Origin of the sequence: Pseudomonas floridensis (assembly GCF_002087235.1) — a bacterium.
Classification (GTDB): domain Bacteria; phylum Pseudomonadota; class Gammaproteobacteria; order Pseudomonadales; family Pseudomonadaceae; genus Aquipseudomonas; species Aquipseudomonas floridensis.
This window is the reverse complement of record NZ_MUIO01000002.1, coordinates 1-17,897: the sequence shown is the minus strand read 5'-3', so window position 1 is coordinate 17,897 and position 17,897 is coordinate 1. Positions and strand designations below refer to the sequence as shown.

Annotated in this window: 14 protein-coding genes; 7 read left to right on the top strand and 7 right to left on the bottom strand. The window is 60.9% G+C overall.

The genetic code is table 11. The features are described from left to right. Positions 1–3 precede the first annotated feature (3 nt). The 4 genes from BZK31_RS00235 to BZK31_RS00220 all read right to left on the bottom strand — a co-directional run bounded on the left by BZK31_RS00235 (position 4) and on the right by BZK31_RS00220 (position 4,567). Positions 4–1,263 carry a metal-dependent hydrolase family protein gene (locus BZK31_RS00235; protein WP_083180723.1) on the bottom strand — a complete coding sequence of 420 codons (1,260 nt, stop codon included), beginning with the start codon at positions 1,261–1,263 and terminating at the stop codon, positions 4–6. After that, positions 1,260–2,585 (bottom strand): MFS transporter, encoded by a 1,326-nt coding sequence (locus tag BZK31_RS00230; RefSeq protein WP_167377801.1) that lies wholly within the window; start codon positions 2,583–2,585, stop codon positions 1,260–1,262. The genes BZK31_RS00235 and BZK31_RS00230 overlap by 4 nt, the downstream gene beginning before the upstream one ends. A gap of 161 nt (positions 2,586–2,746) precedes the next feature. After that, a complete protein-coding gene (locus BZK31_RS00225; protein ID WP_083180721.1) occupies positions 2,747–3,649 on the bottom strand; it encodes a LysR substrate-binding domain-containing protein in 903 nt (300 codons plus the stop codon). Positions 3,650–3,661: 12 nt separating this feature from the next. Beyond that, the gene (locus BZK31_RS00220) at positions 3,662–4,567 is read right to left on the bottom strand and encodes a LysR substrate-binding domain-containing protein (protein ID WP_083180716.1); all 906 of its coding nucleotides are present in this window, start codon (positions 4,565–4,567) and stop codon (positions 3,662–3,664) included. A gap of 154 nt (positions 4,568–4,721) precedes the next feature. Between BZK31_RS00220 and ydiJ the strand changes: the two genes are divergently transcribed. After that, on the top strand, positions 4,722–7,772 hold the full coding sequence (gene ydiJ / locus BZK31_RS00215) for a D-2-hydroxyglutarate dehydrogenase YdiJ (protein ID WP_083180714.1): 3,051 nt from the start codon (positions 4,722–4,724) through the stop codon (positions 7,770–7,772). Between the two features lie 7 nt (positions 7,773–7,779). On the opposite strand, the gene yghX is transcribed toward ydiJ, so the two are convergent. Continuing rightward, positions 7,780–8,667 (bottom strand): YghX family hydrolase, encoded by an 888-nt coding sequence (yghX, locus tag BZK31_RS00210; protein WP_083180712.1) that lies wholly within the window; start codon positions 8,665–8,667, stop codon positions 7,780–7,782. Positions 8,668–8,993: 326 nt separating this feature from the next. Between yghX and BZK31_RS00200 the strand changes: the two genes are divergently transcribed. Continuing rightward, complete coding sequence (locus tag BZK31_RS00200; RefSeq protein ID WP_083180957.1) at positions 8,994–10,070, top strand: diguanylate cyclase; 1,077 nt, start codon at positions 8,994–8,996, stop codon at positions 10,068–10,070. Here the strand turns inward: BZK31_RS00200 and BZK31_RS00195 are convergent. Then, positions 10,051–10,956, bottom strand: coding sequence for a polyprenyl synthetase family protein (locus BZK31_RS00195; protein ID WP_244182614.1), 906 nt, complete (start codon positions 10,954–10,956; stop codon positions 10,051–10,053). The genes BZK31_RS00200 and BZK31_RS00195 overlap by 20 nt on opposite strands. Positions 10,957–11,114: 158 nt before the next feature. Here BZK31_RS00195 and fni point away from each other — a divergent pair, with 158 nt between their 5' ends. The 5 genes from fni to BZK31_RS00170 are packed head-to-tail and all read left to right on the top strand — an operon-like array spanning position 11,115 to position 17,049. Then, the gene (gene fni / locus BZK31_RS00190) at positions 11,115–12,179 is read left to right on the top strand and encodes a type 2 isopentenyl-diphosphate Delta-isomerase (protein ID WP_083180709.1); all 1,065 of its coding nucleotides are present in this window, start codon (positions 11,115–11,117) and stop codon (positions 12,177–12,179) included. Then, entirely contained in the window at positions 12,176–13,456 is a 1,281-nt protein-coding gene (locus BZK31_RS00185; RefSeq protein ID WP_083180707.1) for a glycosyltransferase, read from the top strand. Before fni ends, BZK31_RS00185 begins: the two co-directional genes overlap by 4 nt. Next, positions 13,446–14,612 carry a lycopene beta-cyclase CrtY gene (crtY, locus tag BZK31_RS00180; protein WP_083180705.1) on the top strand — a complete coding sequence of 389 codons (1,167 nt, stop codon included), beginning with the start codon at positions 13,446–13,448 and terminating at the stop codon, positions 14,610–14,612. Before BZK31_RS00185 ends, crtY begins: the two co-directional genes overlap by 11 nt. Further along, positions 14,609–16,099: a phytoene desaturase gene (locus BZK31_RS00175; RefSeq protein WP_083180703.1), complete on the top strand. Its 1,491-nt coding sequence runs from the start codon at positions 14,609–14,611 to the stop codon at positions 16,097–16,099. Before crtY ends, BZK31_RS00175 begins: the two co-directional genes overlap by 4 nt. Next, on the top strand, positions 16,096–17,049 hold the full coding sequence (locus BZK31_RS00170; protein ID WP_083180701.1) for a phytoene/squalene synthase family protein: 954 nt from the start codon (positions 16,096–16,098) through the stop codon (positions 17,047–17,049). The genes BZK31_RS00175 and BZK31_RS00170 overlap by 4 nt, the downstream gene beginning before the upstream one ends. On the opposite strand, the gene BZK31_RS00165 is transcribed toward BZK31_RS00170, so the two are convergent. Further along, positions 16,979–17,515, bottom strand: coding sequence for a sterol desaturase family protein (locus BZK31_RS00165; RefSeq protein WP_083180700.1), 537 nt, complete (start codon positions 17,513–17,515; stop codon positions 16,979–16,981). The genes BZK31_RS00170 and BZK31_RS00165 overlap by 71 nt on opposite strands. Positions 17,516–17,897 lie beyond the last annotated feature (382 nt).

Below are 17,897 nucleotides of genomic sequence, written 5' to 3'. Positions count from 1 at the left end.
GGCTCAGTTCAGGGTGTTCTTGCGAACACGGCCGCCCTGGACGATCATCGCCAGCCGTTCGCCCTGGCCGACGAGGCAGTCGATATCGGTCAGCGGATCGCCATCCACCACGAGTACGTCGGCCAATGCACCCTTGGCGATGCAGCCCAGTTCACCCTCGCACTGCAGAATCTGCGCCGCCACGGTGGTCGCGCTGCGCAGCGCTGCCAGGTTGCCGAGCAGCTCGGCGCGGATTTTCAGTTCGTGGGTCTGGTACTCATGCATTTCACCCAGCAGGTCCGAGCCGTAGCCCATCGGCACACCCGCTTCGGCGAACAGTAGCAGGGCGTTGCGCCCGGCCTGACGCACGTCTTCGATCTTGGCGACCGAGTCGGCGGGCAGCCCGAAGCGTTCGCCGTATTCGGCCAGCATCTCGTAGGTGACTTGGGTCGGGACCGCAAACGCACCTTTCTCGGCCATCAACCGGGCGGTGTCAGCGTCCACCAGGTTGCCGTGTTCGATGGTGCGCACGCCGCACTCGATGGCCCGGCGAATCGCACGTGCCGTATAGGCATGTGCCATGACGTAGGTGTTGGCGGCGGCGGCCTCGTCGACAATTGCCCGAATCTCGGCCTCGCTGTACTGGGTGTTGGCAATCGGGTCGGTCGGTGAAGAAACGCCGCCCGAGGCCATGATCTTGATCTGGTTGGCACCTTGCTGCAGCTCTTCGCGCACCGCCAGCCGCACATTGTCAACGCCGTCCACCACTCGGGCGATGGCGCCAGCGCGAAAGCAGCACGAGCAGGGTTCATTGAGCAGCAACTCGCCACGCGCACGCATGTCTCCATGCCCGCCGGTCTGCGACAGCGCCTTGCCCGAGGCGAAAATCCTCGGTCCCGGGATCAGCCCCAACTGGATGGAGCGGGCCAGTGCCCAGTCGGCACCTCCTGCATCGCGCACGGTGGTGAAACCACGGTCGAGCATGGCCGACAGAATCGGCAGCGCACGATACATGATGATCGCATTGGGTTGCAGCGCGTTCATACCCAGGTTGGCGTTGGATGCCAGAACATGCACATGGCAATCGATCAGCCCCGGCATCAGGGTTTTGCCGTCCAGATCGATCACCTGATCATCCGGACCGGCCGGTTCGCCCGTCGGGCGCACATCGACGATGCGTTCGCCTTCGATCACGATGTCCTGGCCCGCTATCAAGCGGCCTTGGTGCAGGTCCAGCAGGCGACCGTTGCGCAGGATCAGGCGTGAAGATTCAGCAGTACTCATTGAAAAGCTCCAGTCAGTGGGCGATGGACAGCCGGTGCCCGGTCGCGATAAAGCATCGCGCCAATGCCGCTGATGATCGCGGCGAACATGATGTAGAAGGCCGGAGCAAGCGTGCTGCCGGTCGAGGCAATTAGCCAGGTGATGGTGAACGTGGCGAAGCCGCCGAAAATGGTCACGGCAAAGTTGTAGGCCACCGACAGTCCGGTGGACAGCACATGGGTGGGCAACAACTCGCCGAACGCCGCGAGGATCGAGCCGATGTAACCGGAAATCAGCAGGCCGAGCACCAGCTCGAACACCAGCAGTGAAAACAGCCCTGGCATCTGATTGATGAACAGGAACATCGGGTAGGCACTGAAGAAGATGGCGATGGCCGAGCCCAGCAGCCACGAGCGATTGCCGCTGCGATCCGCCATGGCGCCGACCAGCGGTGTGGCGATGATCAGGACCGCGCCACCCATCATGCCGGCGCTGAACCCCATCCACGATGGCAAACCCAGTACACGCTGGGCATAGGAGGGGATGTAAAACAGAATGGCGTAGGTACAGACGGTCCAGAGCACCACCAGTGAAAAGCTGATCAGGGTCTGGCGTGGATAGCTCTTGATCACTTCACGCAGAGGCGAATCGACCGGATTGCTGGCAGCGTAGGCCGGCGTTTCGTCTACCCGGCTGCGAATATAAAAGCCCACCGGGCCGATCAGCGTGCCGATCAGAAAGGGTACGCGCCAGCCCCAGCTTTCCAGTTGCGCCTGTGTCAGGTAGCTGGACAGCAGCGCGCCGAGCGCAGAACCCAGCAGCACCGCGACGCCGATGCTGGCCTGAATCCAGCTGGAATAGAACGCTTTTCTGCCTGCCGGAGCATGTTCGGTCAAAAACGCCGTGGCGCTGCCCATCTCACCGCCTGCGGAAAAGCCCTGAAGCAGACGCGCCAACACGATCAGCACCGGTGCCAGGTAGCCGATCTGCGCGAAGCCCGGCGTCAGGGCAATGATCAGCGTGCCCAGTGCCATCAGCAGAATGGTCAGCGACAAGGCCGCTTTGCGCCCGCGTTTGTCGCCATAGATGCCCAGCACGATGCCGCCCACCGGCCGCATGAAGAAGCCTACGCCAAAGGTGGCCAGGGCTAGCAGGTAGGAGGTTAGTTCGCTGCCGGTCGGGAAGAATACCTTGGCGATGATCACCGAGAAGAAGCTGTAGACCGTGAAGTCGAACCATTCCAGACCGTTGCCGATGACCGTGGCTGTGATAGCCCGGCGTGCCTGTTGGTTGTGAGGCTGCGTGAGGGATTGTTGTGCTGTGCTCACTTTGTGCTCCTGCATGCAATACACGCAGGGAACAACCCTGCATCGATAAAGGGGGCAGAGTCGAAAGGTGAAACAGAATCAGGTCTAGCGCCCGTTAGGGTTGAGAGTAGGGTGTGGGCGGATTTTGAGAAAACGCTCATTGCGCAGGTTTGCATGCGCGAGACGCATGCAGCGGATCATGCCTGCGCTGCGATTTCTTGCGTCAGCCACTTCTCGAACGCCCGCGCCGCACGCCTCGGCATCTTGCCAGCGGGTGTCAGCAGGTAGTAGCCACCCACCGCGCCGACACTGGTGTTGCAGGCCGGCACCAGTGCGCCGGACTGAACATGACGATCGATCATCGGCTGCCAGCCCAGCACGATGCCATGCCCGGCGACCGCCAGATCGACCAGCACCGGGTACAGGTTGACCGTCATGCGCTTGCGGATCAGCGAGGCATCGACGCCTTGACGTCCGAACCAGTCATTCCAGGACAACCACTGGCGCTGGCCGTCTTCGAGCATCAACAGGCAATGGTCGAGCAACTGCGCCGGTTCAAGCACTTGGCCGTTGAGGTACGCGGGCGAGCAGTAGGCGTTGACCGATTCGGCGAACAGCAACCGACTGTCCAGCCCGGCAGGCGAGCTTTCGCGCAGGAAATACAGCGCCAGGTCGAATTCGGCCCGGATCAGTGAGTCCAGCCCGTCGACGACCCGCAGACGAATATCGACCGCCGGGAACTGCTCGCGGTAGCGCCCCAGCAACGGCCCGAGCCACAGTGCCGCGACACCACTGGAACAGGCCAGCGTCAGTTGCTGTTCGCCGCTGTGAGTGATGACCTGCGCGGTGGCTTCGGCGCACAGCGTCAACACACGATGGATCTGTTCAGCGTAAATCTGCCCGGCAACGGTGAGGTGAATGCGTTTGTGCTCGCGGCGAAACAGCGCTCGGCCCAGAAACTCTTCCAGTTGCGCCACTTGCCGACTGATCGCACTTTGCGTTAGGTGCAGTTCGGCTGCGGCACGCGTAAAGCTGCCATGACGGACAGTGGCCTCGAACGCGATGAGGTTCTGCAGCGGTGGAAGCGGCTCGATGCGCATGAAAGCTCCGGGTCAGAGGCTGTCGGGAAACGGAATGGACAGCAACCAGTCCCTGAATACGCACAGCGACGGCAGGTTCTGAAAGCGTGTGGCGTAGGCCAGATAATAATTGCGACCGCTGTCCAGCGGTTCGAACAGGGTGACCAGTTCGCCGTTGCCGATCTCGTCCTGAACCAGAATGCGTGGCACCAGCGCGATGCCGATACCGGCTGCCACGGCCTGAATCAGGTGCGACGTGAGTTCGAAACTCGGGCCGGGGCGCATGATGTGATGGTCCAGCCCGTTGCGCTCGAACCAGTCTGACCAGGCGTTGGGGCGCGATACCACGCTGAGCAGCGAGTGTTGTGCAACCTGAGCGGGCGTCAGCGAGGCATAGTCCGCCAGTGCGCCGGGGCTGGCGATGAGCACCAGTTTTTCGCTGACCAGCGGGTGGGCGATATAGCCCGGCCAGTTGCCGGTGCCTGCGCAGATGATCGCGTTCATTTCGCTGGCGGCCGGGGTCAGGTCAGCGTGCACAATGCGTGAATGCACATGCACCACATACTCCGGATGCCTGGCGTAGAAATCATTCATGCGCGGCAACAGCCATTTCGAGCCAAACGTGGGCAGCACGGCCAGATGCAGGGTGCCGCCTTCAGCCTTGTGAGCGATGGTCTGCAGGGTGGCGCTGCGGATGCGACCCAGTGCAGCGGCCAACTCATGCTGGTAAAGCGCGCCTGCGGTGGTCAGCTCGATACGACGGCCATCGCGCTTGAACAGCTCGACTTCTAGCTGAGCCTCCAGCGCTTGTACCTGACGGCTAACGGCGCTCTGGGTCAGGGCCAGCTCTTCAGCGGCCTTGGTGAAACTGCCGTGCCGTGCTGCTGCCTCGAAAGCGATCAACAACGACATCGAGGGCGTCAGTCTTCTGGGATTCATTCATAAAGCTCATGGAAAAACGGCAGGTTTTACGTTTGCGCTGAGGCTTCGCAGGCCGGAGAATCATGCTTACCGTTGATAATGCCACGCTTGCAAACCAAGCGAAGCATACGTGCTCTGCATATAAAAAGCCTACCCCGTCAGGAAAACCACCATGATTGCGCTGTTGAATCCGACGTCCGCACAGGTCAGCCATTACGACCGCTTCCTCAACGCCCTGGCCGAGGGCGGTTTTCGCGGGGAGATCGCCAGGGACCTTGGATCGCGCACCGTGCTGGCGACCGACAACTCTATCTACCAGCGTCTGCCGCAGGCGGCGGTCTTTCCGATGGATGACCATGACGTGGCCATCGTTGCGCGACTGGCGGCACGGCCCGAGCACAGACAGGTGGTTTTGACCCCGCGTGGCGGGGGCACCGGCACCAACGGCCAGTCGCTGACCGATGGCGTGGTGGTTGACCTGTCGCGGCACATGAATGCGATCCTCGAGATCAACGTCGAGGAGCGCTGGGTGCGGGTGCAGACCGGGGTGGTCAAGGATCAGCTCAACGCCGCGCTCAAACCGCACGGGCTGTTTTTCGCGCCGGAACTGTCGACCTCCAACCGCGCAACCATCGGCGGCATGATCAACACCGACGCCAGCGGGCAGGGCAGTTGCACTTACGGCAAGACACGTGATCACGTGCTTGAACTGTCGACCGTACTGCTGGGCGGTTCGTACGTGCACACCCGGGCCATGAACGACGAACAGTTGGCAAGCGAGCAGGCCCGCGTCGACCGGGCGGGTGATGTGTATCGCACGGCCCGACAGATTGCCGACACCCAGTCGCAACTGATCGAGGACATCTTCCCGCGCCTCAACCGCTGTCTGACCGGGTATGACCTGGCGCACCTGCGTGAGGATGACGGGCGTTTCAACCTCAACAGCGTTCTGTGCGGCTCGGAAGGCTCGCTGGGGTTCATCGTCGAAGCCCGGCTGAATGTGCTGCCGATTCCCACCCACTCGATCCTGGTCAACGTTCGCTACGCCGGTTTCATGGACGCCTTGCGCGACGCCAAGGCGTTGATGGCGCACCAGCCGCTGTCCATCGAAACGGTGGACTCCAAAGTGCTGATGCTGGCGATGCAGGACATCGTCTGGCATGGCGTGGCCGAATATTTCCCGCAGGATCCGGCCACCCCGACGCTGGGGATCAACCTGATCGAGTTCAGCGGCGACGAATTGAACGAGGTCGAGCAGCGGGTTCATGCCTTCATCGAACATTTGCAGACCGATACCTCGGTCGTGCGCCTTGGCCACACGCTGGCAACCGGCAGCGCCGCAGTCAACCGTGTGTACGCCATGCGCAAGCGCTCGGTCGGCCTGCTGGGCAACGTCAAGGGTGAAGCGCGTCCGCAACCGTTCGTGGAGGACACGGCAGTACCACCGGAAAACCTTGCCGATTACATTCAAGAGTTTCGTGCGCTGCTGGACAGTTACGGTCTGCAGTACGGCATGTTTGGCCATGTGGACGCAGGCGTCCTGCACGTGCGGCCGATTCTGGACATGAAAGACAAGGCGCAGGCTGCCTTGATCCGTCCGATTTCCGATGCCGTCGCCGCACTGACCAAGCGTTATGGCGGGCTGCTCTGGGGTGAGCACGGTAAGGGCCTGCGTTCGCAGTACGTGCCTGAATATTTCGGCGAGTTGTACCCGGCGCTACAGGCGCTCAAGGCCGCCTGCGACCCGTTCAATCAGCTCAATCCAGGCAAGATCGCCACGCCTGCGACTGTGCCTGAAGCACGGCTCACACGAGTGGATGAGGTGACGCTGCGCGGGGATCTGGACCGCACTATTGATGAGCGCGTCTGGCAGAGTTACGACAGCGCTTTGCATTGCAACGGCAACGGCGCCTGTTACAACTATGACCCGGACGACGCGATGTGCCCGTCCTGGAAAGCCACCCGTGATCGCGTGCATTCACCCAAGGGGCGGGCCTCACTGGTGCGCGAATGGCTGCGTCTGCAGGGCGAACAGGACGTGAACGTCTTGACCTCCAGCGCCAGGGCGCGCACCGCCAATGTGCTCAAGAGCCTGGCCGAGCGCACGGTCAACAGCGTGGCCCGGGTTGCCGGGCAGAAGGATTTTTCCCATGAGGTCTATGACGCCATGGCCGGTTGTCTGGCGTGCAAATCCTGCGCGGGGCAATGTCCGGTAAAGGTCAATGTGCCCGAGTTTCGCTCGCGGTTTCTGGAGCTTTACCACAGCCGGTATCTAAGGCCGCTCAAGGATTACCTGATCGGCTCGCTGGAATTCAGCATTCCGTATCTGGCGCGTTTTCCCAGACTCTACAACGCCGTCATGGGCGCAACACCGGTGCGCTATCTGCTTGAGCACGTGGCCGGAATGGTTGACAGTCCGCTGCTGAGCCTGACCGACTTGCGTGCCGCCTGTGCACGCTGGAACGTCGGCATCGCCACGCCTGAGCGGCTGGCAGCGCTGACCGAACAGCAACGCCAGCGTACCGTGGTGCTGGTGCAGGATGCGTTCACCCGCTACTTCGAGACCCCACTGGCGGCCGACTGGCTGGAACTGATCTCGCGCATGGGTTATCAGGTTTATCTGGCGCCGTTCGCGCCCAACGGTAAGCCCTTGCAGGTTCAGGGTTTCATGGCCGCCTTTGAAAAAGCGGCAGCGTTCAACAGTCGCTCGCTGCGCAAACTTCAGGACTGCGGTATCCCGCTGATCGGCCTGGACCCGGCGATGACGCTGGTCTATCGCCAGGAATACAGCAAGACGCTGGGCAGCGAGCAGGCACCGAGCGTGATGCTGCCTCAGGAATGGCTGGCTTCGGCCCTGGCAGAGGACGGCTCGCAAGCGTCGGCCGAAACGTACTACTTCCTGCCGCACTGCACCGAGAAAACCAACGAACCGGCCAGTGTCGGTCTGTGGCAGAAGGCGTTCGCTCGCAGCGGTCTGACCCTGCAAGTGCTGGCCAGCGGCTGCTGCGGCATGTCCGGCACTTATGGTCATGAGGCGCGCAACGTCAAGACCAGTGAGACCATCTACAGCCAGTCCTGGCAGCCGCTGGTGGCCCGCCATGGCGGTGATGGCCGCCTGGTCGCCGACGGTTACTCGTGCCGCAGCCAGGTCAAACGTCAGGATGGCAAGGTGGTGCAGCACCCGTTGCAGGTGCTGTTGGAGCGGCTGCGCGCCGCTCAGTGAAACAAGGTTAGACCAGGTATTTCCTGAACCACCCCAGCGTTCGATCCCAGGCCAGCTTTGCGGCGGCCTCGTCATAGCGCGGGGTGGAGTCATTATGGAAACCGTGGTTGGCGCCCGGATAGGTGAAGGTTTCGTAGGTCGTGCCCGCCGCCTTCAGTGCTTGCTCATAAGCCGGCCAGCCTTCGTTGATCCGGGTGTCCAGTTCGCCATAGTGAATCATGACCGCAGCCTTGATCTTCGCAACGTCTTCGGCTTTCGGCTGACGCCCGTAGAACGACACGGCAGCGCCCAACTCCGGGTAGGCCACGGCGGCGGCGTTCGCCACGCCACCGGCGTAACAGAAACCGGTGATACCGACCTTGCCGGTGGTGGCGTCGTGTTTCATCAGCCATTCGATGGCGGCGAAAAAGTCATTCATGAGTTTCTCGGGGTTGACCGTCTGCTGAAGCTCGCGGCCTTTGTCGTCGTTGCCGGGGTAGCCGCCCACCGATGACAGCCCGTCCGGTGCCAAGGCAATGAAGCCGGCCTTGGCCACGCGTCGGGCAACGTCTTCAATGTAAGGGTTCAAGCCGCGGTTCTCGTGCGCCACGACGATGGCCGGCACCTTGCCGGTGACCTTGGCCGGACGCACCAGATAACCGCGAACCTGACCGTGCCCTTGGGGCGAGGGGTACAAAACGTATTCGGCAACGATGTCCGGATCGGTGAATGCCACTTGCTCGGCCAGCGCGTAGTCGGGACTCAGTGAAGCCAGCAGGGCGCTTGCGGTCAGACCACCCAGCGTGAACACCGCCGCGCGATCGAGAAACTCGCGCCGGTTGATGTGGCCATGGGCGTAATAGTCATAAAGCTCGAGCAGTTCTGGGGCAAAGTCTTTCGCGGTGAGACGTTCCATCCGTACCCTTCCTTTCGCTTGATTCGGGACCATCCGCTGCATGGCGGCGGGCTGACGAGACGGTTTCCATTAAAGCAGTGTTTGGCCCTTGTGGGGCATGTCGGCGACGTCCCTGGCCCTGCGTTTGAAAGCATTCTTGCTACTCAATAGCTCAATGCCGGCACTTTCCGCGAGTTGTGCCTTCAAACGAATCCTGTTCGGTCCGGTTGTGACGACATTTATTGTCGTGCGACGCATCAAGCGGAGCCGGTTCATGCCGACAACACATCATGAATCGTGCCTCTCGCCTGGCAGGCGCATTCAACCTGCAATTTCGAGATAACGTGATGATTCTCTCCGCCGATGACCGTTCCCAGCTGTTCAAGGAAACTGCTGTGCAGTTCTGGAAGCACATCATCCCCATCGTGTATGTCGCGCTTCTGATCCATTTCATCCTGTTCGGGTTGTTCATTGTGCTGGACGTGCCGGTTCTATGGGCCGCCAATTTCCTCAGCACCCTGATTTACATCAACTGCCTGTACCTGATTCGCGGTCGGCGCTACCGGCAGGCGGGGCAACTGATGAGTCTGGAAATCATCGGCCATGCCATTTTGGCAACGTGGATACTGGGCTGGGACAGCAACTTCAGTTTCTATCTGTTCTGCGTGGTGCCGATCATTGCCTTCACGTTCCAGTTGGCCACATTCAGGCGGGTTGCCTACAGCCTGGCGGTCTTGTTTGCAGCCGTCGGTTGCTTCACCTTTCGCCGGTACATGGGGTTGACCTCAGGACTCAGCAGAGAAGTGCTCGATGCCTTTGGCATTGTCAACGTGCTGACGGCAACCTCGTTATCGATTTACGCGACGGCCTTGTCGGTACGTTTTACCTCGGCCATGCAACTGAGCCTGTTTCATATTGCCAACAGAGACAGCCTGACCAATCTGTATACCCGCCGTCGAATACTGCACCGGGTGCGGCAGATGGAGGCGCAGCGACAAGGGCTCTCAGCCTCGCTGATCCTGCTGGATATCGATCACTTCAAACAAATCAACGATGTTCATGGCCACGAGTCGGGCGACCTGATCCTTCAACGGGTGGCCGCCGTAATCAGTTCCAGCGTGCGTAGCGGCGATATGGCGGCGCGTTGGGGCGGTGAGGAGTTTCTGGTGCTGATGCCTGACACCTCGACCGCCGATGCGCAGCGAGTGGCGGAGCGTATCTGGCTGCGTATCGGTCAGGAGGCCGGGCGGATTGACACCCGAAAGCTTAAGGTTACTGCGACGCTGTCAGTCGCGAAGGTTGATCCTGGCGAAGCGTTCCAGGAGGCCCTGAACCGGGCCGACGCCTTGCTCTATCAAGGCAAGGAGCAAGGGCGCAACCGGGTGATGGCAGCGACCCCGGCAATCAGCGCTGCACAGCCTTGAGAAAGATGAGCCGCAGGTAGTCGCTGATGGTCTGCGCACTGCCGTAGGCCTGGACGAGGTAGTTTTCCGCTGCAGCCAGATGGGAATGCAACTGGTCCGCGACTTTCTGTTCGCCATACAACGCGACCAGCGTTGATTTTCCTTTGTCCTTGCCTTGATCCTTGGCGTTATCAACGGCGTTGTCCTGCAGATCGTCGTAGAGCTGGAATGCCTGGCCCAGCTCGCAGGCAAAACCCTGCAGTGCCGTTCGTACCCGCTCATCGGCGCTGCTGATCAGCCAGGCCATGTCCATGATTGCGCCGAACAGCACCCCGGTTTTCAGGCGGTTGGTCTGGGCGATCTCTTCAGCGTCGCGACTGCGCTGGCCGTCGCGCAAATCCTGATACTGACCACGCACCAGGCCCTGCATGCCCACGGTATCGGCCATGATTTCGACGATCCGGGTGCGTATGGCCGGCGGCACCTCATGGATTGCCGCGACCACGCCGAACGCACGGCTCAGCAGCGCGATTGCGGCAAGAATAGCCACGTCCTGCCCAAACTTCAGGTGCACGGTGGGGCGTCCGCGTCGCAGTCGCGCATCGTCCATGCACGGCATGTCATCGAGCACCAGCGATGCTGCGTGGATCATTTCCACGGCACAGCCCAGATCCAGTGCATGGCGCCCGGAATGCCCCAGACCTTCGGCGGCGAGCATCAGCAGCATCGGCCGAACGCGCTTGCCGGGTGCCAGCGTCCCCTCGCGCATCGCCAGTGCGACCAGATCGCGTTCGTTACCGTCTTCTGGCAGTAATTCGTCCAGACGTCGCTCGATCTGTTGACGCATTTTTGCCAGATACTCGATCAACTCGCTGTCGAGGGAGGCGTCCATTTCCATTTTTGTCATCGCTTCTACTCTGGCTATATAGGCTCGGCAGTCCCGGCTGTCTTGTCTCAGGCTCTTTTCCCGTCTTTCAAACAAACGGAACGACCTTCGCTCCTGAGTGCCTCAAGAATCTAGAGACCACACGCACGGAAAAATGATCCAGCTAAAACGGAGCCGTCATGGACAAAAGCGACTTGAGCCGACGCAAGGATGATCATCTTGACATCGTGCTCGAACAGCGCAGCGCAGGCTCTGGAGCGGGCTTTGATGCCCTGCGTTTCGAGCATTGCGCGTTGCCGGAACTGAACCTGGCCGATATCGATTTAAGCAGCCGCCTGCTTGGCATACCGCTGCGCGCGCCGTTGTTGATCAGCTCGATGACTGGCGGCGCGCAACGTTCGGCCGCGATCAATCGGCATCTGGCGCAGGCAGCGCAGCAGTTGGGGATCGCCATGGGCGTCGGCTCCCAGCGTGTGGGGTTGCGCAGCCCCAACGATCAGGGCCTGACCCGTGAGCTGAGACGCCTGGCGCCCGATATACCGTTGCTGAGCAACATCGGCGCGGCACAGTTGCTGGAGCCGGACGGTCTGGATCTGGCACGGCGCGCAGTGGATGCCTTACAGGCCAACGCGCTGATCATTCACCTCAATCCGTTGCAGGAAGCCGTGCAGGCCGAAGGTGACAAGGATTGGCGGGGTGTCGTGGAGGCTATTGCGCGCACCGTCGAGCAGGTCGGTGTGCCGGTCATCGTCAAGGAAGTCGGAGCCGGGCTGTCCGCTTCAGTGGCTCAGGTGCTGGTCGCCTCTGGCGTGCAAGTGCTCGATGTGGCGGGCAAGGGCGGAACAAGTTGGGCGGCGGTCGAGGGCCAGCGCGCGAGCCGTGCTGCGGACCGTGACGTCGCGATGGCGTTTGCCGACTGGGGTATTCCGACTGCGGAGAGTCTGGTCAGCGTACGCCAGGCACTGCCGCACACGCCGTTGATTGCCTCTGGCGGTATTCGTAACGGTATAGACGCCGCCAAGGCCATTCGGTTGGGCGCAGACCTGGTAGGGCAGGCGGCCGGGGTGCTGCATCAGGCGCTGGAGTCGGAAGCGGCTGTTGTCGAACATTTTGAAACAGTAATCCGGCAATTGCGCATCGTGTGTTTCTGCACTGGATCACAGAATCTGGCCACATTACGCAAGGCACGACTCATCACTCTTTCCGGGTCGAGTGAAATTCAGCAAGGCGAGCCTCGATCATGAGTCATTTCGGTGTTGTCGCACCTGCGTTTTACAGTCACTTTCAAGCGCTACAGGCGTTGTCGCTGGAGCTGATTCGGCGGGGTCACACGGTGACGTTTTTCCATCAGGCCGATGCCCGGCACTGGTTGACCGATCCACGCATCCGCTTCTATCCGCTGGGCGCTATCAGCCACCCGGTCGGTAGCCTGGCCGCCGCGCTACGCCGCGCCGCCGCGCCCAACAGCCCGTTTGGCCTGCGGCGGGTGATCCGTGATCTGAGTGCCACCACGGACATGTTCTGTGCGGAGCTGCCGGCAGCGCTGGCGCATGAGGCCATCGACGCGTTGGTCTGCGATCAGATGGAAGCGGGCGGCGGTCTGGTAGCTGAAGCGCTTGGTTTGCCATTCGTTTCCGTCGCCTGCGCCTTGCCGATCAATCGCGAGCCACACCTGCCCCTGCCGGTGATGCCCTTCGCGTTTGGCACCGACCCGCGCAGCAAGCGGCTTTACGAGACCAGCACGCGCATCTACGACTGGCTGATGCGACCGCTGAGCAAAGTTCTGCATAAGGCGTCGCAGCGATTGGGGGTGACGCCGCGTGACGGCATGCACGAATACCTGTCGCCGTTCGCGCAGATCAGCCAGACCGTGGATGGCTTCGACTTTCCGCGGGAAAACCGTCCAGCGCATTTTCATGCAGTCGGCCCTTTACGCACGGTGGTGAAGCACACTCAGGGTGAATGGCCCATTGACCCGAAGAGGCCATTTATCTTTGCCAGTCTGGGGACGATGCAGGGCGGGCGTCTGGGTATGTTCAAACAGATGGTGATCGCCTGTCAGAAGCTGAATGCGCAATTGCTCATCGCTCACTGCGGCAGACTCGATGCGGCTCAGGAGCAGGTTCTTCGCGAAATGGGTGATGTCTGGGTCACGGCCTTCGCGCCTCAGCAGTGGGTGCTGGAGCAGGCCGATGTCGTGATCACTCACGGCGGACTGAATACCGTGATGGATGCGATTGCCGCCTGCACCCCGATGCTGGTCATGCCGATCGCCTTCGATCAGCCCGGCGTGGCGGCCAGGGTCTGTTACCACCGACTCGGCAAGCAACTGAACCGTCGTGCCCGTGCGGAAAAGATCCGAACCCGACTCGAGCATCTGCTGGTTCATTCGGACAAACCATTGCGACAGGTGGCCGCGCAACTGGACGCGGCCGGCGGCACATTCAGGGCCGCCGACATCGTCGAAGAGGTGGTGCGCACTCGCCAGCCGGTGTTCGCAGGGGGCGTTCATGCACTATGACTTGATTCTGGCTGGTGGCGGCCTGGCGAACGGCCTCATCGCCTGGCGGCTGAAACAACGGCGTCCCGAGTTGAGAATCCTGTGTGTCGAAGAACAGCCGACTCTGGGCGGCAACCATACCTGGTCCTTTCATGATGGCGACCTGAGCTTTCAGCAGCATCAGTGGCTGCGTCCGCTGGTGGTCAAAAGCTGGCCTGCCTACGACGTCTATTTTCCGCAGCGTTCGCGGCTTCTTGAGAGCGGCTATGCCAGTATCACCTCGGAACGCTTTGCGCAGGTCATCGAACCGGCGCTGGGTGACAGTCTGCTCGTCGGGCAGCGCATTGCCGAGGTCAACCCTCGTTCGGTGCTGCTCGACAACGGTGACAGGCTACAGGCGGGTGCCGTGATCGATGGGCGCGGCATGCAGCCCAGCGCGCATCTGGTGCTCGGGCAGCAGGCCTTTCTGGGCCAGTTGTTACAGTTGAAGCAACCGCACGGGCTAGACATGCCGATCATCATGGACGCCCGGGTCGCTCAGGCAGACGGCTATCGTTTCGTTTACGTGCTGCCGTTTTCCGCTGATACGTTGCTGATTGAAGACACCCATTACGTCGACCGGCAATCGTTGTCAGCCGACCAGCTTCGTCAGCACATTGCCGACTACGCGCATGCGCACGGCTGGGCGATCAAGGCATGCCTGCGCGAAGAGCAGGGCATATTGCCGATTACCCTGGCTGGCGACTTCGACGCGTTCTGGCGCGAGCAGCCAGGCCAGCCGCGTTCCGGTCTGCGGGCCGGTCTGTTCCATTGCACCACCGGTTATTCATTGCCCCAGGCAGTACGTCTGGCTGAATGGATCGCCGAGCAGCATGACCTTGAAGCCGATTCGCTGGCGCAGGGCATACGTACGTTTGCCCGCACGCAATGGCAACGCCAGGGTTTCTATCGTTTGCTCAACCGGATGTTGTTTCTCGCCGGACGGCCGCAAGACCGCTGGCGCGTCATGCAACGTTTTTACGGCTTGCCCGACAACCTGATCAGTCGCTTTTACGCAGGCGAAACACTGGCCCGCGACAAGCTCAGGGTGCTGGTCGGCAAACCGCCCGTACCGGTCGCTGAAGCCATGCGCGCCGCTGTACGTTATCTGCCCAGACATTACGAGAACTCTCTATGACCCCAGCAAAAAACGCCGTTGTGATTGGCGCCGGTTTCGGTGGCCTGGCACTGGCGATCCGCCTCCAGGCGGCCGGTGTGCAGACCACTTTGCTCGAGAAGCGCGACAAGCCGGGCGGCAGGGCCTATGTCTATCAGGATCAGGGATTCACCTTTGATGCAGGCCCCACGGTGATCACCGACCCGTCGGCCATCGAAGAGCTGTTTACCGCAGCGGGCAAGTCGATCAGCGATTATGTCGACATGCTGCCCGTCTCACCGTTCTACCGGCTGTGCTGGGAAGACGGCACGCAGTTCGACTACGCCAACGATCAGGCGTCGCTGGATCGCCAGATCGGCGCGCTCAATCTCAAGGACGTTGCGGGCTACCAGCAGTTTCTGGCTTATTCCAGGGCGGTGTTCAAAGAAGGCTATCTGAAACTGGGCGCGGTGCCGTTCCTGTCGTTTCGCGATATGGTTCAGGCAGGCCCGCAACTGGCGCGCCTGCAGGCCTGGCGCAGCGTGTACTCCAAGGTGTCGCAGTTCATCGAGAACGACAAGCTGCGTCAGGCGTTCTCGTTCCATTCGCTGCTGGTGGGCGGCAACCCATTCGCCACCTCGTCAATCTACACGCTGATTCATGCACTGGAACGCCAGTGGGGCGTGTGGTTTCCCAAAGGCGGGACCGGCGCGTTGGTGCAGGGGCTGGTCAAGCTCTTCGAAGACATCGGCGGACGCATCGAGTTGAACGCCGAGGTGGCCAGCATCGAAGTCAGCGGCGCACGTGCCACCGGTGTCAGGCTGCGCGATGGTCGGGTACTGAATGCCGACTGCGTGGCGTCCAATGCTGACGTGGTGCACACCTACGCCGACCTGCTGGGAGAATATCCACGCGGGGTGAAGGAGGGCGCTCGCCTCAAGGGCAAGCGTTTCAGCAACTCGCTGTTCGTGATTCACTTTGGCCTCAAGCGACCGCAGCCCCAGTTACAGCACCATACTGTGTGTTTCGGCCCGCGCTACCGCGAGCTGATTCAGGAAATCTTCAAGGGCGACACGCTGGCCGAAGACTTTTCGCTGTATCTGCACGCACCCTGCATCACTGATCCAAGCCTGGCGCCGCCGGGCTGCTCCAGTCACTACGTACTGTCGCCGGTACCGCATCTGGGCAATGCGCCCATCGACTGGGACATCGAAGGCCCTCGTTACCGGGACCGGATTTTTGCCTACCTGGAAAAATACTACATGCCAGGACTGCGTGAGGACCTGGTCACCAGCCGGATCTTCACACCGAATGATTTCCGCGACGAACTGAACGCGCATCTGGGTTCGGCGTTCTCGCTGGAGCCGGTACTGCAACAGAGCGCCTGGTTTCGCCCGCATAACCGCGACGCGAATCTGGCCAACGTGTATCTGGTCGGAGCCGGAACTCATCCGGGCGCTGGCGTGCCAGGCGTGATCGGTTCGGCCAAGGCCACTGCGGGCTTGATGCTGGAGGGCGTCCACGCATGACTTCACCGGATACAAACGATCAACAACTGGTCGAGCACGCGTTACACAGCATCGCTGTAGGTTCGAAAAGTTTTGCCGCAGCATCCAGGTTGTTCGATCCGTCTACACGGCGCAGCGCCGTGATGCTCTACGCGTGGTGTCGTCACTGTGATGACGTCATCGATGGTCAGGAAGCCGGGCACGCGGCCACGGTCGTGTCGCAGACCGAAGTGCGTGCACGGCTGGCGGACCTTATCGCTCAGACCCATGACATCTATGCCGGTTTGCCGCCCAAGGCCCCGGCCTTCGCGGCGTTCAGGGATGTCGTGTATCGACACGGCATTCGCCAGGATTATGCGCTGGACCATCTGGCCGGGTTTGCGATGGACGTGGAGCAGCGGGACTACCGTGGCATCGAAGACACGCTCGAATACTGCTATCACGTTGCCGGTGTGGTCGGTCTGATGATGGCGCAGGTCATGAGCGTGAGTGATGAGAAAACCCTCGACCGCGCTTGCGACCTGGGCATGGCGTTTCAATTGACCAACATTGCCCGGGATATCGTCGAAGACGCAACGGTAGGACGGTGCTATCTGCCCGGCGAATGGCTGGCTGAACTGTCCATTCCACGAGATCGACTCGCCGAGCCCCAGTATCGCCCGCAACTGGCAGAGCTGGCCCGACGGCTGGTGGACATGGCGGAACCGTTCTACGCCAGCGCTCAGGCCGGACTTGCGGCGTTGCCGTGGCGCTCCGCCTGGGCGGTGGCGACCGCAGGCTCGGTGTACCGCGAAATTGGTGTGAAGGTGAAGAACGCAGGCGCGCAGGCCTGGGACTTGCGCCAGTCGACCTCGAAAGCCGACAAGATCCGGCTGGTCATCACGGGCGCATGGCGGGCGTCTATTTCACGCGGGAGACGGTATCCTGCGCGTCCGATCGACCTGTGGCAACGTCCTCGTCGTGTCTATTGAGCGGCCCGCCGTGCAATTCCCGCAACTGCGCCTTCAACCTTGAAACCGAGGGCGCATACAGAAAGCCGAACGACACGCAGCGCTCTTTGCCGGACACGGCGTGATGCATCAGATGCGCCTGATAGAGACGTTTGGCATAACCGGTGCGAGGCACGAAACTGAACGGCCAGCGTCGATGCACCAGACCGTCGTGCGCAATGAAATACAGCAAGCCATAGGCGGTCATTCCGGCTCCGATCCATTCGAGCGGGTGATAACCTCCGGTGCCCAATGCAATCAGCACGATCGCAACGCCCGCGAAAACCACCGCATACAGATCGTTTTTCTCGAACCAGCCGGTCCGGGGTTCATGGTGCGAACGATGCCAGCCCCAGCCCCAGCCATGCATGACGTACTTGTGCGCCAGGAACGCGAAGCCTTCCATGCCGATCAGCGTGGCGAGAAACACCAGCGAGTTGAAAATCATCCGTTTTGTCCTCCAGGGTTGCCTGGGTTGAGACTGTGGGGGGAGGGTGAGGGTTCGATTGGATCGACCAGTTGGTTACCAAAATAGTTTACTGTGAATAATTTTAAACTCCTATCAACTGAGAAGATGCTCGACAGCGGAATGAAATTTCAAAGCACATAGAAAATGTGCGCTCGATGATTTTGGCCAGGTGATATGTTAGCTTTATCGAAAGCTGAGCGATGTGGTTTCTGTTATTTAGAAGATGTTGGGTTATCGACTTTCAATGACATGCAGCCATCTATCTCTTAGCTTTCACAATCGACTATGAAGATTAGAAGATATGCTCCTGTATCTAAAGGTATCCAGCTTCTATGAGCGTCACTAGGGATGCTCCGATCAA